General features: G+C 38.5%; 19 protein-coding genes. All 19 read left to right on the top strand.

From position 1 onward, the window contains the following. Window positions 1-47: 47 nt before the first annotated feature. The 19 genes from JFV29_RS14655 (at window position 48) to JFV29_RS14565 (ending at window position 24,880) form a co-directional block, all read left to right on the top strand. The gene (locus tag JFV29_RS14655; RefSeq protein ID WP_201184810.1) at window positions 48-1,175 is read left to right on the top strand and encodes a tartrate dehydrogenase; all 1,128 of its coding nucleotides are present in this window, start codon (window positions 48-50) and stop codon (window positions 1,173-1,175) included. Then, window positions 1,172-2,593, top strand: a complete 1,422-nt coding sequence (locus tag JFV29_RS14650; RefSeq protein WP_056523756.1) for an aldehyde dehydrogenase family protein — start codon at window positions 1,172-1,174, stop codon at window positions 2,591-2,593. Before JFV29_RS14655 ends, JFV29_RS14650 begins: the two co-directional genes overlap by 4 nt. Then, complete coding sequence (locus JFV29_RS14645; protein ID WP_201184808.1) at window positions 2,590-3,360, top strand: SDR family NAD(P)-dependent oxidoreductase; 771 nt, start codon at window positions 2,590-2,592, stop codon at window positions 3,358-3,360. The genes JFV29_RS14650 and JFV29_RS14645 overlap by 4 nt, the downstream gene beginning before the upstream one ends. Window positions 3,361-3,998: 638 nt before the next feature. Then, the gene (locus JFV29_RS14640; RefSeq protein ID WP_201184806.1) at window positions 3,999-5,321 is read left to right on the top strand and encodes an MFS transporter; all 1,323 of its coding nucleotides are present in this window, start codon (window positions 3,999-4,001) and stop codon (window positions 5,319-5,321) included. Between the two features lie 372 nt (window positions 5,322-5,693). Then, window positions 5,694-7,265, top strand: a complete 1,572-nt coding sequence (locus JFV29_RS14635) for an ABC transporter substrate-binding protein (protein WP_201184803.1) — start codon at window positions 5,694-5,696, stop codon at window positions 7,263-7,265. 71 nt (window positions 7,266-7,336) lie between these two features. Beyond that, window positions 7,337-8,287: an ABC transporter permease gene (locus JFV29_RS14630; RefSeq protein WP_098177646.1), complete on the top strand. Its 951-nt coding sequence runs from the start codon at window positions 7,337-7,339 to the stop codon at window positions 8,285-8,287. A 27-nt stretch (window positions 8,288-8,314) separates the two neighbouring features. After that, entirely contained in the window at window positions 8,315-9,220 is a 906-nt protein-coding gene (locus JFV29_RS14625; protein ID WP_201184801.1) for an ABC transporter permease, read from the top strand. Window positions 9,221-9,251: 31 nt separating this feature from the next. Continuing rightward, entirely contained in the window at window positions 9,252-10,271 is a 1,020-nt protein-coding gene (locus JFV29_RS14620; RefSeq protein ID WP_201184799.1) for an ABC transporter ATP-binding protein, read from the top strand. Next, on the top strand, window positions 10,216-11,235 hold the full coding sequence (locus JFV29_RS14615) for a dipeptide ABC transporter ATP-binding protein (protein ID WP_201184797.1): 1,020 nt from the start codon (window positions 10,216-10,218) through the stop codon (window positions 11,233-11,235). The genes JFV29_RS14620 and JFV29_RS14615 overlap by 56 nt, the downstream gene beginning before the upstream one ends. A 90-nt stretch (window positions 11,236-11,325) precedes the next feature. Continuing rightward, window positions 11,326-12,954, top strand: coding sequence for an amidohydrolase (locus tag JFV29_RS14610; protein ID WP_201184795.1), 1,629 nt, complete (start codon window positions 11,326-11,328; stop codon window positions 12,952-12,954). Between the two features lie 71 nt (window positions 12,955-13,025). Then, entirely contained in the window at window positions 13,026-14,495 is a 1,470-nt protein-coding gene (locus JFV29_RS14605) for a M81 family metallopeptidase (protein WP_201184793.1), read from the top strand. Window positions 14,496-14,658: 163 nt separating this feature from the next. Next, a complete protein-coding gene (locus JFV29_RS14600) occupies window positions 14,659-15,885 on the top strand; it encodes a M20 family metallopeptidase (RefSeq protein ID WP_201184791.1) in 1,227 nt (408 codons plus the stop codon). Window positions 15,886-16,491: 606 nt separating this feature from the next. Further along, the gene (locus JFV29_RS14595) at window positions 16,492-17,808 is read left to right on the top strand and encodes a MarR family transcriptional regulator (RefSeq protein WP_201184789.1); all 1,317 of its coding nucleotides are present in this window, start codon (window positions 16,492-16,494) and stop codon (window positions 17,806-17,808) included. Between the two features lie 86 nt (window positions 17,809-17,894). Beyond that, entirely contained in the window at window positions 17,895-19,001 is a 1,107-nt protein-coding gene (locus tag JFV29_RS14590; protein ID WP_057214457.1) for a mandelate racemase/muconate lactonizing enzyme family protein, read from the top strand. Between the two features lie 50 nt (window positions 19,002-19,051). Beyond that, on the top strand, window positions 19,052-20,470 hold the full coding sequence (locus JFV29_RS14585) for a YfcC family protein (RefSeq protein ID WP_201184787.1): 1,419 nt from the start codon (window positions 19,052-19,054) through the stop codon (window positions 20,468-20,470). A gap of 19 nt (window positions 20,471-20,489) precedes the next feature. Then, on the top strand, window positions 20,490-21,632 hold the full coding sequence (locus JFV29_RS14580) for a M20 peptidase aminoacylase family protein (RefSeq protein ID WP_201184785.1): 1,143 nt from the start codon (window positions 20,490-20,492) through the stop codon (window positions 21,630-21,632). Window positions 21,633-21,899: 267 nt separating this feature from the next. Then, entirely contained in the window at window positions 21,900-23,285 is a 1,386-nt protein-coding gene (locus tag JFV29_RS14575) for an acyclic terpene utilization AtuA family protein (RefSeq protein WP_201184783.1), read from the top strand. Then, complete coding sequence (locus tag JFV29_RS14570; protein WP_201184780.1) at window positions 23,257-23,589, top strand: AtuA-related protein; 333 nt, start codon at window positions 23,257-23,259, stop codon at window positions 23,587-23,589. The genes JFV29_RS14575 and JFV29_RS14570 overlap by 29 nt, the downstream gene beginning before the upstream one ends. A 487-nt stretch (window positions 23,590-24,076) precedes the next feature. Then, window positions 24,077-24,880: a DUF2935 domain-containing protein gene (locus JFV29_RS14565; RefSeq protein WP_201184777.1), complete on the top strand. Its 804-nt coding sequence runs from the start codon at window positions 24,077-24,079 to the stop codon at window positions 24,878-24,880. Window positions 24,881-25,121 lie beyond the last annotated feature (241 nt).

Here is a 25,121-nt window from a genome sequence, read left to right as displayed (position 1 = left end):
TTTTATTGGCACGGTTTTTGCAAGTTATGAAATTGTAGCACATTATTATGAAACATAATGAGGTGAAGAAATTGCAAAAACACTTTTCCATCGCAATTATTCCTGGGGACGGAATTGGTCCAGAAGTAGTTAATGAAGGGTTGAAAGTTTTAAAAGTGCTTGAAGAAGTACATTCAGATGTAAGATTTGTTTACGATTTCTATGATTGGAATTGTGAGTATTATCTAAAACATGGAAGGATGATGCCATCAAATGGACTAAATTTATTGGAGGATTACGACACGATCTTATTTGGAGCCGTTGGAGCTCCTACTGTTCCAGATCATGTTTCGGTATGGGAACTTATTCTTCCAATCCGCAGGCATTTTCAGCAATATGTTAACTTGAGGCCGGTCAAATTGCTTAAAGGGTTGGAAAGCCCATTAAGATATAAATCACATGATGATTTAGACTTTGTCGTAATTAGAGAAAATACGGAAGGGGAGTATTCGAATATAGGTGGTCGCCTTCACGAAGGCACACCTTATGAAACAGCGATACAAAACAATGTATTTACCCGATATGGAAGTGAAAGGATTCTCAAGTATGCCTATTCAGTGGCTGAAAGTAGGCCAAAGAAAAGGCTGACGGTTGCAACAAAGTCCAATGCGATTAATCATACCATGCCATTTTGGGATGAAATCGTTAAAGAAATTGGAAATGAGCACCCTCAGATAGATGTTCAACTCTATCATATAGATGCACTTGCTGCTTATTTTATCTCAAAGCCTGAAAGTTTTGATGTCGTTGCGGGAAGCAATCTGTTTGGGGATATATTAACGGATTTGGGAGCCGCTATAGTTGGGGGACTAGGGTTGGCACCTTCTGGAAACATCAATCCTGAAAGGAAATATCCTTCGATGTTTGAACCAATACACGGCTCAGCACCAGATATAGCAGGAAAAGGTATTGCCAATCCAATTGCACAAATTTGGAGTATTAGTCTCATGATGGATCATCTTAGACTTCCTGAATTAGGAAAATTGGTGTTGAACGCCATAGAAGAAGTGTTATTCGATGGTACTGTCAGGACTCCTGATCTCGGAGGAACGGCTAATACCATGGAAATGGGAGATGCAATAGTTTCAAAAATACGGGAATTGAGTTTAAAAACCAATTTGGGGGAGAAAAAATGATTATAAAAGACTACCATTTATCTATTGGTGGACAGCAAGTACCTACAGAAGAAACGATTCCTGTATATAACAAATATACAGGTGAAGTATTAACTCATGTTGCTAAGGCAGAAAAGCAACATGTTTATAATGCTATAACAGAGGCACAAAAATGCTTTAAACAAGATCAATTAACTGCATTTCAAAGGTATCAAATTTTATTGAAAGCTTCCGAGTTATTCCAAGAACGTAGAGAAGAATTTGAGATTACCTTGGTGAGAGAAGTAGGCAAGACCATTAAAGATGCCAAAGGTGAACTGGATCGCACAATTGAAACTTTGCGTTTGTCCGCGGAAGAAGCAAAAAGAATTACTGGTGAAATGATTCCGTTACAGGCCGTCGAAGGAGCGGATAATCGATTGGGGTTCACAATCCGTGTCCCTAAAGGAGTCATTGGAGCCATCACTCCCTTTAATTACCCATTATTGTTAGCGATACATAAAATCGCCCCAGCACTAGCATCAGGAAATACAGTAGTAGTAAAACCAGCACCAAACACACCTGTGACCACGTTTCAATTAGTAGAACTGTTTGAAGAGGCTGGACTGCCAAAAGGATATGTAAATGTGGTAAATGGTGGCGCCGAAGTTGGTGAATGGCTTTTACAAGATGAACGGATTGCCATGTATTCTTTCACTGGATCAGCAGGAGTTGGAAGATATATTAAAGAGAAAAGTGGAATGCGCCCAGTAACCTTGGAGCTAGGAAACAATTCTCCAAACATTATTCATTTTGATGCTGATTTGGACCAAGCGGCCAAGCTTACGGCTTCCCGTAGCTTTCACAATGCAGGGCAAGCATGTATATCTGTTCAGCGTTTATATGTGCATAATTCTGTATTGGATGATTTTACAGAAAAGTATCTTTCATATGTTCAACAACTGAAAGTTGGGAATCCGGAAGAACCGGACACGGATATAGGTCCAATGATTAATGAAAAAGAGGCGATTCGCGTAGAACAGTGGGTCAATGAGGCTATTTCAGAAGGTGCTGTTGCGCTTACGCCGATTCTTAGAGAAGGTTCACTGTTTTATCCAGCTGTTTTAACTCAAACAACACCGAACATGAAAGTTGTTTGTCAGGAAGTGTTCGCACCGGTAGTGGCGATAATCCCTTACGAGGATATTTTGGAAGCATTAGAGTCGGCCAATCAATCGGATTATGGTCTTCAAGCAGGCATTTTTACACGAGATCTGGCTTTAGCCTTAAAGGCAGTCAAGGTGCTGGAATATGGTGGAGTAATCGTGAATGACGTATCAACCTACCGCAACGATATGATGCCATATGGTGGAGTTAAGAATAGTGGAATAGGTAAGGAAGGACCAAGATATACGATTGAAGAAATGACAGATGAAAAAATGGTGGTGATTAACTTATGATTGAGAAATTATTACAGGGGAAAACAGCCATTGTAACGGGAGCAGGGTCAGGTATGGGGAAAGCCATTGCACAATTATTTGTTGAACAAAAAGCAAATGTAATCTTCGCAGACTTGAATATCGAGGCAGCAAAAGCAGCAAGCGATTCGTTTTCTAGCGAAAATGTCAAGGCCGTTCAGGTCGATGTTTCTAATAACGAAGATGTGGCTGCACTGTTCCAGGAAGTGGAGGACGTTTTTGGAAGATTAGACATTGTAGTGAATTGTGCTGGTGTACCTCAGGTCTTCACAGAGGTAGAGGATTTAAGTATAGAACAATGGGATCGGATTATGGACGTTAATACGAAATCTATCTTTTTAACTACCAAGTATGCAGCTCCAATCATGAAAAAACAGCAAAGCGGTTCGATTATAAATATCGCTTCCATTGCAGGGGTACGAGCTCGTCCCGGTTTAAATGCATACTGTGCGTCAAAAGGAGCTGCCATTATGCTTACTAAGGCATTGGCATTGGAGTTCGCACCTTATAAAATTCGTGTGAATGCCATTAACCCAGGACCTGCTGATACACCGATGATCAATCAATTTTTGAATGGGGACGGGACACTGATGGAAGAAGATAAGAAAAAGATCTTTTTGGACAGCGTTCCATTAGGTTCCCTTATACAGGCAGAAGATATTGCGCAAGCTTCCCTTTATCTCGCTTCCGACTTAGCAAAAATTGTGACTGGTGAGATACTCAATGTAGATGGTGGACGAGGGATATAATTAGTGAGCTGGACGAAAACATAGATAACGAGACTCCCTTAATTAAGTGTATTTTTTCAGCCAAGCCATACGATATTGTGAAATGACTTTAAGCAATATCGTATGCATTCAAAAAATGTAAGTGTCCGCTAGTTGCATTTGATGTTGAGACTTTTGATTTTGCCATAATACTTTTAAAGAACGACTTCAATCTAGTATTTTTTAGTTCATCAGTATTTATAGCCTTTGAACCCGGTATAGCAGTCACAGTTAGAGCGAATCTGTCTAACACACTATTGCAACCAAAATGTCAGCTTACTTTGAATTTACCTAGGACGATAGGACTTCACGAACCTCGATTACGAGACCGAAATCAGTAGAACTAGCAACAAGCTGGCTCACATGTTTCGTTAAATAAGACTTTCTATTATGCTTCAACTTTATGTGATGTATCGAGGTACGAGATTACTATGGGCAGAGCCTACTAAATTATCCCCCTACAAAAAAGTAGGAGGAATCAAATAAAAATGGCTCAAGGATATCCTTGAAAGATTTAACTGGGCAACTGCAGTGATTCTATTAGTTAGAATAGTAGTAAAAAAACGAGCAAATCTCTAGTACTCCAATGTTAACAAAATTTCCTAAATAGGAGTTGTAATATGCAGGAATCTGAATTAGGAGCACGTACAATAAAAAAGGTATCCAGAAGGATTATTCCTTATATTTTTGTGTTGTATATCATTGCTTTTTTAGACAGAGTAAACATTGGCTATGCTGCTCTGGAGATGAATAAAGATCTCGGTTTAACAGCATCCACTTTGGGGTTAATTTCTGGTATTTTCTTTATTGGTTACTTTCTTTTTGAAGTACCCAGTAATATGCTAATGCATCGTATAGGAGCGAGAAAGTGGATTGGGCGAATAATGATAACCTGGGGTATTGTTGTAATATTAACAGCCTGGGTCCAAAATGCGAATCATTTGTATATCCTACGTTTTTTGCTAGGAGTTGCCGAAGCTGGATTTTTTCCAGGCGTTTTACTTTATATTACGTATTGGTTCCGAGGAAAAGAACGAGCTCGTGCAGTAGCCCTTTTCATGACAGCTTTGACAGTGTCCAATATTATTGGAGCACCTGTTACCACGTGGATAATTGATAATATTAATTGGGGTGGAATGGCTGGATGGCGCTGGATATTTGTATTGGAAGGAATTCCTGCTGTCATTTTAGGGATTACGACTATCTTTTATTTAACAGATCGTCCTGAACAGGCAAAGTGGCTTACAAAGGAAGAGAAAGGGTGGCTCATATCCGAAATAGAAAAAGAAAATCAAGGTAAGGAGATAGGCAAACACTCTAGTCTGAAAAATATTTTTGGGAGTTCTAGAATTTGGAGATTGTCGTTTATTTACCTTACATTAGTTACTGGTTTGTATGGAATAGGGTTTTGGATGCCAACTATTATCAAATCCTTTTCAAATATTTTAACAAATACTCAGGTCGGTTTGATTACAATGATACCTTATATTTTTGGAGGAATAGCGATGGTTTGGTGGGCACGCCGATCTGATCGCACTGGTGAAAGAAAAATGCATGCTGCCATACCGCCGCTTGTTGGTGCTATTGGCCTTATGGGATGTGGATTAACTACGGATCCTATCCTATCTATAATCATGATGTCTGTTGCAACTGTTGGTATTTACAGTATTTTCGGACCTTTTTGGGCAATTCCTTCATTATTCCTTACTGAATTAGAAGCTGCTGTAGGAATAGCGCTCATTAGTTCCATTGGTAATTTAGGTGGGTTTATCGGCCCATATGTAATTGGTTATGTACAGGATACTACAGGTAGTGTAGAGATGGGATTATATTTTATTAGTATAGTCTTATTCATCTGCTTTTTACTCGTCTTTACAATTAAGAAAGGACTTGTTACTTCTGCTTCAGTTCAGCAGCAATCAAAAAACCTTAATATAAGGTAAAGAGAAACGTTAGTGCAGAACAAGAAATCGAATTGAAAATAGATATATACGGATTAATAATAGGGAGTCTGTAGAGAGATTCCCTAATTTCATATAAGTAGGAGTAAGGTCATTGATATTAGAACTAAATAAGTAATTTATTTACCAAATCTTTTTTGACTACAAAATATGCAACTTCGAAAATATTAGGGTAAACGTCATTGATTTAATGAAAAATGAGAAACTAGTGAAAGTTGTAAAAGAAGAATTTGAGAAAGAATTAGAAGCCAAAGGTAATTACAGAACTCCTCTTCCAGAAGGAACAAACCCTCCACTACATTAGTAAGAAACCTGTCCATATAAAAAACAGAATGAAAAAAAGGGGGAAAGAAAATGTTTGTAAAGAAAAATCTTTTCATTTCGATAGTCATGTTGATTTGTGCTCTTGCCCTTGGTGGATGCAGTTCGAAGTCAGATAATTCAAATAATGATACTTCGTCAGCATCTAAGGGAGGTTCACTAAAAGTGGCTTATCCAGCACAGCCGACATCACTGGATCCACACCTGACGACAGCAAATGCAACACGCGACCCAGCAAGGCATATATTTGAGACATTAGTCACTTTAAATTCTAAATTTGAAGTAACTCCAATGCTTGCTGAATCCTATGAGGTTAGTAAAGATAGAAAAAAAGTTACATTTGTATTAAGAAAAGGCGTCAAATTTCATAATGGGAAAGAAATGAAAGCTGAGGATGTCATTGCTTCCATGAAAAAATGGCAAGAAGGGGCCGTTGCAAAGGCAAACCTAGGAAATTCTAAGTGGGAAGCTAAAGATGAATATACGGTTATCCTACATGTCGAAACACCATCTATCGTTCTATTACCAGTACTGGCAGAAGTGGGGCAATTCGCAGCCATCATGCCAAAAGAGGTGATAGAATCGGCTGGTACAAGTGGAATCACAGAATATATCGGAACAGGTCCATTTAAGTTTGTAGAGTGGAAACAAAATCAATACGTTCATTTAAAGAAATTTGATGATTATAAGGCTTCATCCCAACCTGCAGACGGTTTAGCTGGTAAAAAGGAAGCTCTTGTAGATGACATATATTTTCACTTCGTCACTGATAACTCGACTCGAGTAGCAGGGATGATTAGTGGAGAATATGACTTGAGCGTAATGATGCCATGGGATGCAGCACCACAATTTAAAAATGTACCAAGTCTCGAAACCATTCAAGCGCCTTTGGGAATTCACACTCTAATTTTTAATAAACAAAATGGATTCCTAAAAAATGTTAAAGCTCGCCAAGCGGTGAATTTAGCAATTGATAAAAAAGAGGTCTTAACAGCTGCTGTTACTGATGGTTATTTTAGACTGGACCCTGGATTTATGTTAAAAGAGCAAGGCTTATGGTACACGGATACAGGGAAAGAAATTTATGAAGCTAAAGATACTGAAAAGGCCAAACAATTGCTGAAGGAAGCTGGGTATAATGGGGAAGAATTAAGAATCCTGACAAGCCGTGACTATTCACAACATTATAATTCCGCCGTCGCAGTTCAGCAACAACTTCAGAAAATTGGTATGAACGTAAAGCTAGACGTGGTGGATTGGTCTACTCTATTAGATCGCCGAAATAAGCCTGATCAATGGGAAATGTTTTTTACTAGCTGGCCTGTTAGCGCAACCCCGCTCCAATATCCATTCTTGGATTCTAGAGCAAAGTTTGCAGGCTGGACGAATAACTCTGAAATAGACAAACTATTGGATCAAATTAAAGCTCAATCTTCCCAGGATAAAGCTAAAGAAACCTTTAATGAATTGCAAAAAGTGATTTGGGAAGATATGCCTGTTGTTAATATTGGTGCTTATGATTCCATATCCGTAAAAGCGGAAAAAGTCAAAGGATATCAAGAATTCCTTGGACCTGTTTTATGGAATACGACCGTTAAAGAATAAAATCAATTGCTCAGATACCCCTTCATACGTTTTACATTGTGAAGGGGTTAATTGTAGAAAGGAGATTTTTAATGAAAGCCTATATTCTACAGCGAGTCTTATCTCTCATTCCGGTTCTATTAACTGTAGCTATTGTAGTCTTTTTCATTATGCATTTAATACCAGGAGATCCAGCATCAGTAATGCTTGGGGCAGATGCAACTGAAGATGACATTGAAAGATTACGAGAAGAACTCGGTTTAAATCTACCTATGTATGAGCAATTTTTTAATTGGGTCTTTGGTCTTCTTCAAGGCGACTTGGGAATGTCTATTTATATGAAGGAACCAGTTTTACAGGTATTTATGGATCACTTAGGTCCGACTCTTTCATTAGCGATATTAGCACAGGGGATTTCTATACTTATAGCTATTCCTATGGGAATTATTGCTGCCAAAAAACGGGGAACAAGCACTGACCAAATGTTCATGGTGGGTTCTTTGTTGGGAATTTCCTTGCCAAGCTTTCTCCTTGCATTATTATTATCTTTATTTTTCGCAGTGAAACTCCAATGGTTTCCGGTAGCTGGATATAAACCACTTGATGATGGGCTGTTGGCTCACCTTGAATATCTAATATTGCCTGCCTTGTCTCTTGGGGCCATACAAGCTGCTTTGATTGCGCGGATGACAAGGGCCTCAATGTTAGAGGTACTAAGCATGAACTACATTAAAACCGCAAAATCAAAAGGTGTTAAAGAAAAATTAATCATTTATAAACATGCATTGAGAAATGCTTTTATCCCTATTCTGACTGTCGTTGGACAAACCTTTGGGACATTGGTAGCGGGAGCAGTAATTACAGAAACGGTTTTTAATATACCGGGACTCGGTCAACTTATCATGAACTCAATAGTGCAGCGAGATTACGAGGTTCTCCAAGGAACAGTTCTGCTGGTATCCGCCGCTTATGTATTCATTAATTTAATAGTAGATTTACTGTACGGTGTGGTTGATCCAAGGGTACGGTTAAGCCGGAAATAGAGAAATGAATAGAAGGGGAAATGATTTATGGAAGCAAAAACAATAATACAAAAAACAGACCCATTGTATTCAAAAAATCATATGAAGAAAGAACGTCAATCTATCCTTCTGCGCAGGTATTTTTCAAATCGGCTTGTAGTTACCGGAAGTGTGATTATCTTAGTTCTCAGTTTAATCTCTATTTTTGCACCTTTGATCACAGTATATACACCTTATGACATGATAGTAACAGCTCGTCTGAGTCCACCAAGTGCTGAACATTTTTTTGGAACAGATAACTTTGGCAGGGATATATTTAGCCGGGTAGTTTATGGCACTCGGGTATCCATGACCGTTGGACTTACGGTAGCTGTGATAACACTGGTAATTGGAGCAGTAATTGGTTTGTACTCAGCTTATTATAGGACCTTGGATCATATCCTGATGAGGATATGTGATGGCTTAATGGCATTTCCAGCAATTCTATTGGCCATTGCGCTCATGGCAGCATTAGGGCCGAATATAGTTAATGTCATTCTTTCGTTATCTATTGTAAATACACCTACTGTCGCACGTGTCGTTCGTTCTGCTGCCATTGTAGTCAAAGAACAAACCTTTATAGAAGCTCTGAGATCACAAGGGGCCAGTTCATGGCGAATTATCTGGCTTCATATTGCTCCAAACACTATGTCTCCTCTGATTGTTCAAATCACCTACGTATTTGGAGTTTCTGTCATAATTGAAGCATCGCTCAGCTTTTTGGGAGCTGGTATTCCTGCGCCAGCACCAAGTCTAGGAAACATTTTATTTGATGGTAAAATCGTAATTTTTAATGCCTGGTGGATGACAGTTTTCCCAGGTGCATTCATTATTTTATCCGTATTGGGTTTGAATCTCTTCGGTGATGGGCTTCGTGATTTACTCGATCCGCACACCAATAAAGTAAAGAAATAATAATAACACGGTATTAATGAGGAGGACGTTTATGGGTAAAGAATGTTTATTAGAGGTCAAAAACCTGAAAACGACGTTCATGACAGAAAAGGGACCTGTTACCGCAGTTAATGGGGTTTCATTCGAGATATATTCAGGAGAGACCCTAGGGATTGTTGGAGAGTCGGGATGCGGAAAAAGTGTAACCTCGGAATCTATTTTACGATTGTTAAATCAAAACACGACTAAATATGAAGGAGAGCTGATCTATAAGGGCAGTAACTTGCTATCCTTGAGCGAAGATCAAATGAGACACATACGTGGAAACGAAATATCTATGATATTTCAAGATCCGATGACTTCTCTTAATCCTGTATATACAATTGGCTATCAAATTGCAGAATCTTTCATCATTCATCAAAAGCTTGGAAAAGAAGAGGCTTATACCAAAGCTATAGAAATGCTCAAATTAACAGGGATTCCTTCTCCAGAAAAAAGGGTGAATGAGTATCCGCATGAGCTATCAGGAGGAATGAGACAGAGGGTAATGATTGCAATGGCATTGGCGTGTAACCCTAATCTACTAATCGCAGATGAGCCTACGACCGCTTTAGACGTTACTATTCAAGCCCAAATATTGGACTTGATTCAAGGTTTGAAGAAGGAACTAAACATGGGAGTCATGTTGATAACACACGACTTAGGAGTAGTTGCTGAGGTCTGTACACGTGTGGTGGTTATGTATTTAGGTCAAATAATCGAAGAAGCTGAAGTAGGATCTTTATTTTCGGAACCCTTACATCCCTACACCAAAGGATTGTTAAAATCCGTTCCACGTTTGGATGGGGATCGTTCTAAACATATGCATGTGATTGAAGGGATGGTCCCGTCTCTTAATAATATTCCCCAAGGGTGTCGCTTTGCTCCAAGGTGTTCGTATTCTACAAGCCAGTGTGAAGAAAAACCACCAGAATTAAAAGAGATTGAAGACGGACATAAAGTGCGCTGTTGGCATTATGAAACTGTATTACAAGAGGGGAGGCGAAAAGGTATTGCAGACGCTGTCAGATGAAAGAGCTCCGATTTTACAGGTTAAGAATTTGAGGAAGTATTTTCCTATTTATTCTCCTCTTGGCCGAGTGAAAGGGCATGTTAAAGCGGTAAATAATGTAGAGTTTACCTTAAATGAACGAGAAACGCTTGGGCTTGTAGGTGAATCGGGTTGTGGGAAAAGCACAACGGGAAGAACCATCATGCGTTTAACGGAACCTACAGAGGGTCAAGCCATATATAAGGAAAGCGACCTATTTAAGTTAAAGGGGAAGGAAATCGAGCAAATTAGGCAAGAAATACAAATGGTGTTTCAAGATCCTCATTCTTCTTTAGACCCTAAGCAAACCATAGGACATGCAATTGAAGAGCCTATGAAGATACATAAAATAGGGTCAAAGAAAGAACGTATGGAAAGAACCTTGGACTTACTTCATAAAGTCGGACTTAGAGAAGACCAATATTACCGTTATCCCCATGAATTTTCAGGTGGGCAAAGACAGAGAATTGGAATTGCTAGAGCTTTAGCAGTAAACCCTAAAATTGTAATTTGTGATGAACCAGTGTCCGCTCTCGATGTATCCATTCAATCGCAGGTCATAAACTTGTTGCAGGAATTGCAAGATAACTTAAATCTTTCTTACCTCTTTATTGCCCATGATTTAAGTGTAGTCCGACATATAGCTGATAACATTGGAGTTATGTATTTGGGACATATGGTAGAACGCGCTTCAACAGATAAACTATTTTCTCATCCCTTGCATCCGTATACTCAAGCATTATTATCCGCGGTTCCAATTCCCGATCCTAAATTAAAAAAGGAACGGATTATTTTAAAAGGGGATGTACCGTCTCCACTTAATCCGCCATCGGGATGCATTTTTCATACGAGATGTCCTCATGTAATGGATCGTTGCAAGGTTCTATCGCCTGCACTTACAAAAAAGGGGGCCAATCACTTTGTAGCTTGTCATTTATATGAATAATATATTTACATTATTCTGGTTCACTACTATTCTCCCAAACTAACTTTTCTTTTTTAAAAGAAGAATCTAAACCGATAACGAGGTGAATTGATGTTTGCAGATTTAGTGTTAGTTAATGGTCAAGTAATTACATCAAACAAGGAATACGACGTAAATGAAGCTGTTGCTGTTACTGATAACCTAATTGTTGCGGTGGGAACGAATGAAGAAGTGAAACGATTAATTGGTCCTCAAACGGAGGTAGTGGATTTAGCAGGTAGAAGTTTAGTGCCAGGCTTTATTGACTCTCACCTTCATATTACTTTATTTGGTACAAATAAATTAGGAGTAAGCTGTAAGGAGCCCACAATCGAATCTCTACATGACGTTTTAAAAGAAATTGAAAAAAAAGTGAATGAAACACCAATTGGAAACTGGGTGCGTGTATGGGGATTCAATGAAACCAAAATATTAGAAAATAGATATCCTTCTAGAAAAGAATTGGATCTTATTTCTAGCAATCACCCGATCATTCTTAGGCGCGCCTGTGGTCACATTTCCGTGGTAAATAGCAAGGGGTTAGAGATAGCAGGGATTGATGAACATACCCCAGATCCCGAAGGTGGAATAGTGGTCCGCGATGAAGTAGGAGTTCCTACAGGAGTTTTAATAGAAAACGCACAAATGCCTTATTACGAATTGGCTGATTATACACATGAAGAGCTTCTACAAGGTTTGATGATGGCTTCTAATGATTTTATCGCTTCTGGCATTACCAGTATTCACGATGCAGGTGTCTCTAGCCCGGAAAACTTTAGGGTGATGCAAGAGGCAGTTCGTAACGGACAGGTTCAGGTTAGGACTTATGCAATTGTCTCAACAATCAATAAGTCAGAAGAATTTGTTGACAAGATGATAAAAGCAGGAATTTCAACAGGTCTGGGAGATGAGAAATTTAAAATTGGTCCAGCTAAGGTTTTTACTGATGGGAGTAGTAGCGGGCCAAATGCTGCAATGAGGGAACCTTACACTGATAATTCGGAACATTCTGGTATCCTGTACTTTAGCCAGGAGGAACTTAACCGTATTCTCGGGGAGGCTCATGAAAAAGGGTTTCAGATCACAGCTCATGCTCAAGGAGACCGGGCTATTGAAATGATGCTTAATTGTATTGAAGAGGCATTGAAAAAACATCCTAGAAAGAATCACCGCCATCGGATTGAACATGCAGGAATTACAATGCCTGATTTAGTTGAACGGATGAGGCAATTAGAGGTTATTCCTATTCCGAATCCTGCTTTCTTCCTTGAATACGGTGATGGCTACATTAAAAGCTACGGAGACCGAGTCAATCATATGTATCCAGTTCGTGATTTCATTGATAAGGGGATAATAGTTGCCGGAGGTTCCGACAGTCCGGTCACCTCGTTTAATCCGCTTATAGGAATTCATGGAGCTGTAAATAGGAAAAGTTCAACAGGGCAGGATGTAGGAGGTAACCAGCGAATAGGCGTATTAGAGGCAATCAAGCTGTTTACATGGAATGGAGCATATGCGAGTTTTGAAGAGAATATAAAAGGTAGCATAGAAATAGGAAAGTTAGCAGATTTGGTTGTATTAAACGGTGCAATTCTCGATGTACCTACTGATCAAATTAAAGATATGCAAGTGGATTATACAATAATAGGCGGTAAAGTGGTATTCCAAAAAGAAAGCAATGATATATTATCCAAATCCTAATTAAATCAAGATATCAATTTAAATAGAGATAGATGAAGTATATGTTACTTAAATAGGAAGGATGAAAGGAATTGAGAATAGGTATAGGTCATATTATGCATGAAACTAATACGTTTTCCGCTGTAAAAACAACTGAAGATTCATTCAAGGAGATTCTTTGGGCAAGAAACGAGGAGGTGTTACGATCTCACGATGGTGTAAAGGATTATATTGGTGGAATGATTGATAAAGGAAGGGAATTAGGAGTTGACCTTATTCCAAGTTTTTCTGCATTTGCCAATCCAGCTGGTACGATAACTAGAGAATGTTTTGAAACATTAAAAAAGGAGCTTTTAACAAATATACAAGGTAAAGGAAAACTAGATGCTATTTGCCTCGCTTTACATGGTGCTGGGGTTGTGGATGGAATTGATGATTTAGAAGGTGAATTACTAAAAGAGTTAAGAAAGATACTAGGCTATGAAATTCCCATAGTCGTCACTTTGGATTTACATGGAAATCTTTCTGAAACAATGGTAAATGAGGCAAATTTGCTATTAGGCGTTAAGTATTATCCGCATATTGATTGTTATGAAACAGGCTTAAAGGCTATGGATTTAACAGTGAAAATACTTAAGGGAGAAATTAATCCTGTTATGGTAATGAAAAAATTGCCAATCTTAATACCAATAGCCGCTGGTTCGACGGATATGTATCCTGCAAAAGATATTACTCAATTATGTCTGGACATGGAAGAACAAACAGAAGTGATTGATTGTACCTTTTTTCATGGATTTCCATATACAGACATTCCAGATGTATCGGCAACTGTCATAACGATAACTGATGGAAATGATGAAATAGCGCAAACTGTCTGCAAGGAAGTGGCCAAGGATATATGGGCTATGAGAGCAAAGTTTTTACGGGAACTTCCTGATCCTAAAAATGGGATGCTCCAAGCGTTATCTATTGGAGAATGTCCAATTATCATTAATGAATCTTCTGATAACCCTGGGGCTGGCGCTCCAGGGGACGGTACTTATTTATTGAGGGAAATGTTAGAGTTTAATATTCCCAAATCATGCTTTGGGTTTATTTATGATCCAGAAGTAGCAAACCTAGCTCACCAGGTAGGGGTTGGTGGAAAAATAGATGTGTCCATTGGTGGGAAAACTGATTCCCTACATGGAGAACCAATTGCTCTAACTTCTGCTTATATAAAAGCACTGACCGATGGTAGATTTACCACTTCATCACCTATGATGAAAGGATTTGAATTTAATCTAGGAAAGTCAGTTCGGTTACAGGTTGGGAATGTAGATATTATAGTTTGTTCAGTAAATTGGCAGACGTTAGACGAACAAATCTTTTTGTTACATGGAATTGATGTTACTGAATTTAGGATTGTCGCATTAAAATCAGCACAGCATTTCCGTGCTGGTTTTAAGTACCTTGCTAAAAAGATTATCTCTGTAGATTCACCAGGATTAAGTACGAGTAAAGTAGCTAGCTTTAATTATCAAAGAATTATTAGACCGATCTATCCGTTAGATTGCAATTAATTATGAGTCTCGTGTACCCATCATTAAATAAAAAAGGGAAGGCAATCGAAGGACTCTTTAACAGTGTCTTTTTTGGATATAACGATGATACCAACGTTTCTCTATTGAAGGTGAACCACCACTAATTTTAAAAAAACTTCTAATAGAAAGGGAGTATTTACGAATGAGTGTACATCAAATGCAGGCTAGGAGAATAAGAGATAAAGAGGATGTAATCCGACTTACCCAGTCCCTTGTCAAAATCGAAAGTGTTTATCGCCCCGGAGTTGAAGGGGGAAACGAAGAAAAAGTTGCGAACTATGTAGCAAACTATCTAAGGGATATAGGGATTGAGGTATTTATTGAAGAAGTAGAGCCAGGCCGTCCTAATGTTATAGGCATTGTTGATTCCGGCAGACCCGGAAAAACGTTACTTTTCGAAGGTCATACAGATGTAGTAACGGAAGGAGAACGTGAAGCGTGGAAGTACGATCCATTTGGAGCGGAAATTGTAAATGGAAGAATGTATGGCAGAGGGACAAATGATACAAAAGGAAATCTGTCTTGTATGATTACTGCTGTTCATTCCTTATTAAGAGATAAGGAATACTGGTCAGGGAAAATTATTTTATGCATTCCTTGTGATGAAGAGGGAATGATGATTGGTATTAAACATTTTATAAAACAGGGATGGGTAAAAGATGTAGCAGGAGCTATCATTTGTGAACCTGAAGAAAATGAAGTCTGCATTACACAAAAGGGGGCTATGCGGATTGCCATTAATGTTTACGGAAAAATGGCTCATGGAGCTATGCCTTTAAGCGGGATCAATCCGAATACACGTATGGCTAAAATAATCTGTGAAATTGATAAGTTAGAAACTCTTGAGAAAGAACGTCTTGGAAAGCACGATCTGTTGGGCTGGCCCTCCATAACACCGACAATCTTAATGGGACCTGTTCACGGAGAAGCACAAATTAATGTTGTTCCAGATCAATGCATGACCACATTGGATATTCGAACTATACCTGGCCAAGAGCATAAGGTTATAAAATCTCAATTGCAAAACATAATAGATAAACTTGCTAAAGATGATCCTGATTTTAAAGCAGAAATGGAAGTGATTGAGGAACGTCCATGGACCATTACCGACCGTGATAACCCAGTAGTCACGGCTGTTGCAAAAGCTGCTCAAATCGTTACGGGAAAAGAAGCGGTGTATAACGGAGTCCCAGGAGCAACAGATGGGACATTCCTGCATATGGCTGGTATTCCAATTGTCACGATTGGAGCGGGGGAAAGGGAAGTACCACACCAAATAAATGAATATGTAGATGTTGAAGAACTTGCGGAGACAACAGAAATCTATCGGACTGCCGCCCTTATTTTTTTAAATGGAGAATCATTTTAGTGAAAGGATATTAAATTACTGTACTCCCTTGAAATTGGATAAGTCTTTAAGCAGATTTATGCGATTAATAGAGCAAATTCGTAAAAAGCTTTTACTCTTCAAGAGTAAAGGCTTTTTACACTGGGTAAATATTTAAAGTATTAGTTTAGTAACAGGAGCTAAACACTTATTATCGGTGTCGATAACGCAAAATTCAAACATGGTCCAGAGCTCAAGACTTTAGAGGAATAGAGTTTGGCTTACCCTGCTAAAAAGAAAGTGTGAAGTGAAAATATGGATGAATACAAGGAAGCCAAAAACGAACTTTTCCAATGTGGCACCACTTTCTCGAATCTCTTCCGTACCCCTTTTCCAGCTAAATGGATTCACTACTTGAGAGGTTATTTAGCTTCTTTAATATCTCTGTAGTTAGTGGTAAAATATTACAGCGTAAAAAAGCGTGCCTGATAACATTTGTGAAACAACCATTTTCTTAACTTGATGGCGATTGGGACTTACCCTCGGGAGCGTGCAGGACTTTGGTATATTAATTAATTTAAAATAGTTACTGATACGATTCTACCGTTATAATATATTTATATTTCATTTTAGAGGTGAAACAACATAATGAAAATTGGTGTTATAGGCTCAAAGTATTTTTTGGAATCCTTATCTGTCCATTATCCCTTATTTCCTGAAGTACAATTTATTTTCTTTCAGTACGAGATGCCGGAAGAAAGTAGTCTGTTAATAGAAGAAGCTGGTAAACAAACTGATTTAGTATTGTTTTCAGGTTCAATCCCTTTTTATTATGGGTACAAGCAAGTTAAAAGAAATTTCATTGAAGCTATATATGTCCCTTTTGATGAATTGACTGTAGCGCTCTCGTTATTATCGATTTCTCATCGGGAACAAGTGACTTTGAATGAAATTTCTATCGATTTACCGGATCAAAGCCGGTTAATGAAGGTGCTGGAAGAATCAGAAATCGTAGAAAAGTCCCTTTATGTTAAGGATTACCCTTGGATATATAAGAGGGATGAAGAAACCCAGGCACTAAATATAGCTGAATTTGTCCACTTTCACAGCAAACAATATAGGGAAGGAAAAACCCTTTTTGCACTAACGAGTATTCATGCAGTTTATCAGGAGCTTCAAAGGCTATCCATTCCTTCTAGATATATGGTCCAGCCCAAACATACCTTAATTGAAAGCCTAACAAGAGCTATATCCTTGTTGAAACTAAAGAAAACGGAAGAATCTCAGATTGCTGTTATTTCTATTCAAGATTATCAACAAAATCTTAATGGGAGTGATTCATTTTTAAATTTTTTACAGAAGTTGAGTAAAAGGCTACAAGCTCGTGTTTCTCTTGAATACTTAAATCCATATTTGATTTATACAACACGTGGAGCATTGCAGGCGTTCGAAAACGATTTTTATAATGATATTATCGGACAAATGGAAAGAGAATTTCAAACTTTATTCCAAATAGGTATTGGGTATGGGTATACAATTCAGGAGGCGGAAAAACATTCAGCCCAAGCGTTATTTTTTACTAATAAATTTCTAAAGAGTAAAACGATTGCATGCTTGGTGGATGAAGATCAAAAATTACAAGGACCTTTATTTGAAGAAAATCACCTTGTGGAATTGAAAAACGAGGATGAAACTATTCAAAAACTAGCTAGTGAACTTAAAATGAGTGCAAAAAATATAAAGTTAATTCATCAGTTTATTTCCATAAACAATTTTCGAGCTTTTTCTGCAGCAGAGCTAGAAGAATACATGAATTGCACCCGACGATCGGCAGAAAGATTCATTAAAAGGCTCATTGAAGGAGGCTGTCTTTTAAAAGGAGGTGAGGAACATCCTTACGATCAAGGAAGACCTCGAAATTTATATTTAGCTACAGAAAAATTCAAGAACCTAACTGGAATTTAAAAATTCAGACTTTACAGAAAAAGGGGATTAGTATATATTATTTTTATTAACGACATATAGCGACAGTATGAAAGGGGAGCTTAGTTTTGATTATCGAACGTTGTGAAATTTATGCCACTCATTTGCCTTTAAAAGAACCATTTGTTATTTCCTATGAAACATATAAGTATATGCCTTCTGTTATCGTAAAATTGATAGCCGATAACGGGCTAGTAGGATATGGTGAAGCAGTACCTGATGAACATGTAACAGGGGAAACGTTTTATGCAACATTCGAAGTATTAAAGCATGTCCTATTGCCTGCTTTGAAACAAGAAAATCCTTTTAATTTGGAAAAAATTCACGACATTATGAATTCGGCCATTATGGGAAATCCCTCAGCAAAAGCGGCAATTGATATTGCCTGCTATGACCTTATGGGAAAATACACAAAATTGCCGATTTATGATTTATTAGGTGGGAAATTTCATGAATCCCTAACTTTTGCAAAGGTTTTAAGTATTGACGAACCAGAGATTATGGCTGAAAAAGCTCAGGAAGCTGTCGACCAAGGATATACTTCGTTAAAACTTAAGGTAGGTTGGGATATTGAGTCAGATGTAGAGCGTATAGCAGCGGTTCGAGAAAAAGTTGGGGAGAAGTTTCCAATTCGGGTAGATGCCAATCAGGGATGGGGAACTTATGCCAATGCCCTTCCAGCAGTAAAAGCTTTGGAACCATTTCACCTTTCATGGTTAGAACAGCCGATTAGAATGGGAGATATTGACGGTCTTGCAGAACTCAAAGAAAAAACAACCATTCCCATTATGGCTGATGAAAGCATCCATCACGGGTACCATCTACAGGAACTAATTAAAAAGAAGGCCGTAGATAAAATCAATATAAAACTAATGAAGTGCGGTGGAATTTATCAGGCAATCCAATTGGCAAAGACAGCTGAGATTGCGGGTATCAGCTGCCAAATTGGGTCCATGGTAGAATCCTCAATTGGATCGTCTGCAGGATACCATACGGCCATTTCACGAAAAAATATTACCAGTACAGAACTGACAGGTCCACTGCTATTCAGTCAGGACATTGGAAATCTTGATTATGAAATTCCCTATGTACATCTTACAAGAGAACCGGGGCTTGGAATTAATATCAACGAGGAAGTTCTTGGGCAATTAACCATAAAAAAAGAGCAAGTTTAATATTTTTATTGAAACCGGATGGAGCAAATCAATTAGGATGAGGTGAAATGATGGAAACTGAAAAAAATAATGTGACAGTTAAGAAAAAGGCATGGTTAAAAGTGCCACATACATATACGCTCATATTTATCATAATCATCATGGCAGGGCTTGCTTCATATGTAATTCCTGCCGGTGAATTCGATCGTGTTGAAGATGAGAAATCGGGTAGAATGCTTGTTGTCGACGGAAGCTATCATGCTATTGATCGTGATCCTGTGAGCTTCTTTGACCTTTTCACGTCCATTCCATTGGGCTTAGAAAAGGGAGCCCAGATTATTTTTTATATTTTTCTTGTAAGTGGTGTATTTGGTATTATTCGCACTACTGGTGCAATTGAAGCAGGGGTCTATAAAGGGGTACGATCTCTTGAAGGGCGAGAAAAACTATTAATTCCGTTGAGTATGTTGCTTTTTTCCATAGGCGGCTTTAGCATGGGGATGGCAGAAGAAACCATTATCTTCGTGCCTATAGGGATCGCGATAGCAAGAGCTATGGGCTTTGATGCGGTTACTGGAACGGCTATGATTACCCTTGGTGCTGCTAGCGGATTTTTTGGAGGCATGCTCAACCCGTTCACTGTAGGGGTCGCCCAATCACTGGCAGAAGTACCTTTATTCTCTGGAATTGGTTTCCGTTTTGTTGTATATATTTTTGTCCTGGCATTTGCCATTTGGTATGTCAGCCGTTATGCAAATAAGGTAAAACGGAATCCTGAAAAAAGTGTAATCTATGATATTGAACAAAAAGAAAAACAAACGGCCGGATTAGTTGATTTCCCTGAATTGACCGGACGCCATAAGCTAGTTTTTCTAGCAATGATCTTTGGGCTGGCTTTTAACATTTATGGCGTGTTTAAATGGGGCTGGTTTTTAACAGAGCTCACAGCTTCTTTCTTGATTATGGGTATCGTTAGCGGGCTGGTTGGCGGTTTGCAACTTGGGAAACTTTTTGATTCATTTATTGAGGGAGCTCGAGCAGTCACATTTGGTGCCTTGATCGTCGGCTTTGCAAGGGCTATTACAGTAGTTTTAGAAGAAGGTAAAATCATAGATTCGTTAGTCTTTATGGCAGCTTCGGGGATAAGTCACCTACCACAAACATTGAATGTCGTAGGTATGTTTTTCACCCAAGCATTCCTTAATTTATTCATTTCTTCAGGCAGTGGACAGGCTGCGGCTACAATGCCAATTATGGTTCCTATTACTGATATTTTGGGATTGGAAAGACAGCTTGCCGTTCTTGCCTTCCAATATGGGGATTCTGTTACGAACTCAATTATTCCAACGTCCTCAGCATTAATGGGATACCTGGCTATTGCTGGAATTCCATATGAGAGATGGGTTAAATTTATTTGGAAATTAATTCTCGGATGGACTTTGATTGCTTGTTTAGCATTAATAGCGGCAGTCGCTCTCGGTGTCTCCTGAGAAAATAAGGAGCGGTTTGATGAAAGAATTATTGAAGGAAATAGAACCTCAAGTTTTGGAGATTTTCCGCCATCTTCATGAGAATCCTGAAGTGAGCTGGAAAGAGTTTCAGACTACATCTTATATTTCAAAGGTGATCCAACAAAACGGGCTTGAAGTGACCACTTTTTCGGATATGCCTGGAGTTATAGGTAAGTGGTCACCAGTGGACAGTATAAGTAATTTAACGATTGGATTACGAGCTGATATGGATGCTCTACTACAGGATGTGGACGGGACTTTTCGTGCTAACCATTCCTGCGGACATGATGCTCATATGACGATTGTATTAGGTGTCTTGCTTTTATTAAGAAAAATGAATATTATTCTTCCAGGTACGTTAAAATTTATTTTTCAGCCAGCTGAAGAAGTTGGTGAAGGTGCTTTAAAGATAATTGAAAAACAGGTACTGGATGATGTTGACTTTCTATATGGTCTTCATCTGCGTCCTATTCAGGAAATTAAGAATGGACAAGCTACTTCATGCATCATTCATGGCTCAGCTGATACAGTATTTGGTGAGATTCATGGATTTGACGGACATGGCGCAAGACCTCATTTAACTTTAAATGCCATTGAAGTGATTAGTGCGATTGTTGAACAAATTAAAGGGATCCGTCTAAACCCGCAACTATCGTATTCAGTCAAAATGACACAGGTTTCTGCGGGAGGGGAAAATGCGAATATTATACCTGGGTCCTCCAAGTTTAGCCTTGATTTACGTGCGCAAACAAATGAAGCGATGGATGAATTGATTGAGAAGGTGGACGATGTCCTGAATAAAATGTCTGTCTTCTATCAATGCCAAATAAGCTTCAAGCACAAAGAAAGAGTTTATGCCGCATCTGTTGATCAAGAAGCAGCAGAATTTATGGAGAAAGCAATCGAAAACACCTTAGGGGCTAAAGGGCTTGTGGGGCCTATTATTACACCCGGTGGAGAGGATTTTCATTTTTATACAAAAGAAAGGCCTGCAATCAAGGCCACAATGCTGGGTGTGGGCTGCGATTTAGAGCCTGGTCTACATCATCCCAACATGGTATTTAATCAGGACGCCATTTTCACAGGAATTGAGATATTAACTAGGGTAGTTATTGAAACTTTTGAAAAATATAACAAATAAAAATATAGTAAATCGAATTCTTATATCGCTATGAATCATTTCAATTATAAAAAAGAGCAGACCTTTATGGTGAAGAAATCGAGGAAGCAGAAAGAATTGTAAGAGCGTTCGAACAGGCATTAGCCAAAGGGGAAGGTGTATTACTACTGAAGGGAAAATGATCGACCTTCCTATTGTAGAACGTGCAAAGCGTACCCTTCAATCAGTTAAATTATATCAATCGTGACGACTCCAGTGCCTACTGGAGCTTGAAGGGAGGAATATCTTATGAAGAAGATTAGAATTGGTTCAGGTGCGGGATACGCAGGCGATCGAATTGAACCAGCGATGGAATTAATACAAAAAGGAAATTTGGATTACATCATTTTTGAATGCTTAGCAGAAAGAACAATTGCCCTTGCTCAGCAAGAGAAAATGAAAAATCCTGATATGGGGTATAACCATTTATTGAAGTATCGTATGGATAAGGTCTTATCACTGTGTGTCGAGAATAATGTCACATTAATCACCAATATGGGAGCAGCAAACCCACTCGCCGCAGCTAAGATTGTTAAGAATATAGCAGAGGAAAAAGGCATCCATGATTTAAAAATAGCAGCAGTAAGTGGAGATGATGTGTATCCAAACATCGGGAAGTACTTGGAATGCTCAATTATAGAAACCGGAGTACCATTGAAAGATGTGAAGTCTTCCATAATTTCTGCAAATGCCTATATCGGAATTTCAGGAATTGTGACCGCCTTGAAAGAAGGGGCAGATATTGTAATTACCGGCCGGGTATCAGATCCCTCATTAGTAGTTGCACCACTTCAGCATGAATTTGGTTGGCAGGATACAGACTATGAGCTTCTTGGTAAGGGGACAGCGGCTGGTCATTTACTCGAGTGTGCAGCCCAAGTGACAGGTGGTTATTTCGCCGATCCGGGGTATAAGGATGTTCCTGACTTATGGAATGTCGGTTATCCGATCGCCGAAGTACAGGGAAATGGGGACTTTTTTTTAACCAAGCTTGAGGATTCGGGAGGCATGGTTACGGCTGCGACCGTAAAGGAACAAGTTGTTTATGAAATTCATGACCCAACCCGATATCTTACTCCTGATGTTATTGCTGATTTCTCTCAAATAGAAGTGATAGAAAAAGTGATAAACCAAGTGCATATTACTGGGGTGTCTGGAAAAGAGAAGAGTGGTCTCTATAAAACAAGCATCGGCTACGTGGACGGATACATAGTTGAAGCAGAAATTAGTTACGGCGGTTCGGGTTGTTTGGAAAGGTCAAGACTGGCGGAAGAAGTAGTGAGGCACCGGTTGATTCAGGCTAATATAGAGATTCAAGAAATGAGAATCGATCATATTGGTTCTAATTCACTGTATGGATCTTCTATTTCAGAGCCGTTGTATGACAGAGAAAGGCTATCCGAGGTACGATTAAGAGTGGCTGCCAGGACGGCTGATAAAGGAGCTGCTGATGTGATCGGGCAAGAGGTGGAAGCACTCTATACTAATGGGCCTGCTGGAGGCGGTGGTGTTCGGGTTAATGTCCAAGAGGTTGTATCAATTGCATCCATTCTTATTCCTAGCGAAGAGATTACAATCGAAGTAAAGTACGAGGAGGTCGGCAAGATTGAAACTCAAGCAAGTCACTCACTCTAGGTCAGGGGATAAAGGAAATATTTCAAATGTTTCCGTCATCGTCTATCGTATGGAAGATTATGAAAAAGTAAAAAAACAGGTAACAGCAGAAAAGGTTAAGGATTACTTTCACGAAATAGTGAAGGGTGATGTGGTTAGGTATGAACTGCCGAAAATTGGCGCATTGAACTTTGTCATGCAAAACGCATTAGGCGGAGGCGTCACAAAATCACTTACTTTGGATCGACATGGAAAAAGCTTGAGCTCGGCTTTAATGGATATGGAAATCGATATGGAAGCTGATGTGAATGACTCAAATTATTAATTTTCTTACGAAGGCGAGCCAATTATTCAGAGGCTCGTTTTTTGTATTCCGAAATTTTGGGACGATAAAAGTCTATATAGTAATTCTATGTAGATGGTGATGAATGTGTAAAACTCTTCTATTCAAGTGGGATATCAAAACCAACTGCAATAATGAAGATTTTCTTTCGATTCCGACCTAAGATAAATAAGCTCTACACATTGTTATACGTCACTTGTGGCTTATACAAACCGATTGTGAGGTTAAGATTATTGGGATATGTTATTACTAGTGAAGATACATTCTACAGCTACTTGGTAGTATAAGTTGAAGAGCAAAGAGGGCTGCAGCGAACCTTTCTCTTTCCGTTAAAAATGATAATCAAATAAAAAAACTTGCGGGCAAACACAGTTTGCTGACCTTTTTTCATTTTTTTGTTCATAAGTATATCCGTAAAGGAATAAAAAATCATAAATGTTTTCGATTATTAAGATATGGAGGATAATAAATGAGCGAAGTATGGGAAAAGAAAGCAAGATTCGAGCATCAGTTTTGGCTGCAAATCTTAGGGGATCATTCCCGATTTATCCATGAGTCTTTAGCACCGGTTGAACTAGAAAATATTGAAATTGCATCCGAGTTTATTCAAATATTTGACACTCTCCTTGGTAAAGTCAAATCGGAAGATATTTCACAATTGACTTTTGCGGCAGAAGATGCGGCTTTAAAACTTCGAGAGTTTAAGTTAAACCTAATGAAAAAACATTTAGTAGGGAAAATCAAAATACATCTTTCACCTACATTTCTTAATCATATGGTGAACGAATTAGAAGAATATTTAAGGTTATTAAAACACTTTAAATCCAATCAAACCCCACCAGTTTATCATGAACTTCATCATCATTTGGTTTGGCTGTTAGATGCCGCTGGGCATGCAGGTGCCATATCATCCAATTTGGATGATGTTGAAAAACGATTAAAAGAGAAAAGTGACCAATATACGAAGCATTTTAATGAATATTATATAAAAGCAGTCGAATTGGCGGGATATTTACGGACTAATTTATCCACTTTTCCTGCATTAGAAAAGATGAATGTAGACGTCAAATTAGAAATAAAACTTTTTCAGCACTTTCTAAATGAATTGGAGGAACTAGAACTTAGTGCACAAGCTCTAGGAACATTTTCTCCATTAATGGCGGATCATATGTCGCGTGAAGAATGTTATTATTTGATGAAGCTCACTGAATCGACAAATTCTGAAAAGCCTAACTGCGATCCAGCCAAACCTAGACTAAATGAGGGTATTTGAACAGCTAACCAGTTCGAAAAAGTGCACGATAAACTTATCTTAATGCACCCAACCTAATATGAAACTGTTAAATAACATAAGCAATCCAAGTTGTATTCACGCGCTATCAAACGAAGGGTATACGTATTGTAACTTTTATTGAACCTCTGAATTTATAAGTGAATAATTGATCCAAACCTAACTTCAAAATCAGACATTCTGATCGTTTATATAGACCTTATAGTCTAAACATACTGAATTT

Source organism: Peribacillus sp. TH16 (assembly GCF_016651095.1).
GTDB classification, from domain to species: domain Bacteria; phylum Bacillota; class Bacilli; order Bacillales; family DSM-1321; genus Peribacillus; species Peribacillus butanolivorans.
This window is presented reverse-complemented; position numbering and strand designations above follow the sequence as displayed.

What these genes read in the sequence shown, in the direction of transcription:
- JFV29_RS14655 (WP_201184810.1), top strand. Translation starts at nt 48, where the DNA reads ATGAAACATAATGAGGTGAAGAAATTGCAAAAACACTTTTCCATCGCA.
- JFV29_RS14650 (WP_056523756.1), top strand. Translation starts at nt 1,172, where the DNA reads ATGATTATAAAAGACTACCATTTATCTATTGGTGGACAGCAAGTACCT.
- JFV29_RS14645 (WP_201184808.1), top strand. Translation starts at nt 2,590, where the DNA reads ATGATTGAGAAATTATTACAGGGGAAAACAGCCATTGTAACGGGAGCA.
- JFV29_RS14640 (WP_201184806.1), top strand. Translation starts at nt 3,999, where the DNA reads ATGCAGGAATCTGAATTAGGAGCACGTACAATAAAAAAGGTATCCAGA.
- JFV29_RS14635 (WP_201184803.1), top strand. Translation starts at nt 5,694, where the DNA reads ATGTTTGTAAAGAAAAATCTTTTCATTTCGATAGTCATGTTGATTTGT.
- JFV29_RS14630 (WP_098177646.1), top strand. Translation starts at nt 7,337, where the DNA reads ATGAAAGCCTATATTCTACAGCGAGTCTTATCTCTCATTCCGGTTCTA.
- JFV29_RS14625 (WP_201184801.1), top strand. Translation starts at nt 8,315, where the DNA reads ATGGAAGCAAAAACAATAATACAAAAAACAGACCCATTGTATTCAAAA.
- JFV29_RS14620 (WP_201184799.1), top strand. Translation starts at nt 9,252, where the DNA reads ATGGGTAAAGAATGTTTATTAGAGGTCAAAAACCTGAAAACGACGTTC.
- JFV29_RS14615 (WP_201184797.1), top strand. Translation starts at nt 10,216, where the DNA reads ATGAAACTGTATTACAAGAGGGGAGGCGAAAAGGTATTGCAGACGCTG.
- JFV29_RS14610 (WP_201184795.1), top strand. Translation starts at nt 11,326, where the DNA reads ATGTTTGCAGATTTAGTGTTAGTTAATGGTCAAGTAATTACATCAAAC.
- JFV29_RS14600 (WP_201184791.1), top strand. Translation starts at nt 14,659, where the DNA reads ATGAGTGTACATCAAATGCAGGCTAGGAGAATAAGAGATAAAGAGGAT.
- JFV29_RS14595 (WP_201184789.1), top strand. Translation starts at nt 16,492, where the DNA reads ATGAAAATTGGTGTTATAGGCTCAAAGTATTTTTTGGAATCCTTATCT.
- JFV29_RS14585 (WP_201184787.1), top strand. Translation starts at nt 19,052, where the DNA reads ATGGAAACTGAAAAAAATAATGTGACAGTTAAGAAAAAGGCATGGTTA.
- JFV29_RS14580 (WP_201184785.1), top strand. Translation starts at nt 20,490, where the DNA reads ATGAAAGAATTATTGAAGGAAATAGAACCTCAAGTTTTGGAGATTTTC.
- JFV29_RS14575 (WP_201184783.1), top strand. Translation starts at nt 21,900, where the DNA reads ATGAAGAAGATTAGAATTGGTTCAGGTGCGGGATACGCAGGCGATCGA.
- JFV29_RS14565 (WP_201184777.1), top strand. Translation starts at nt 24,077, where the DNA reads ATGAGCGAAGTATGGGAAAAGAAAGCAAGATTCGAGCATCAGTTTTGG.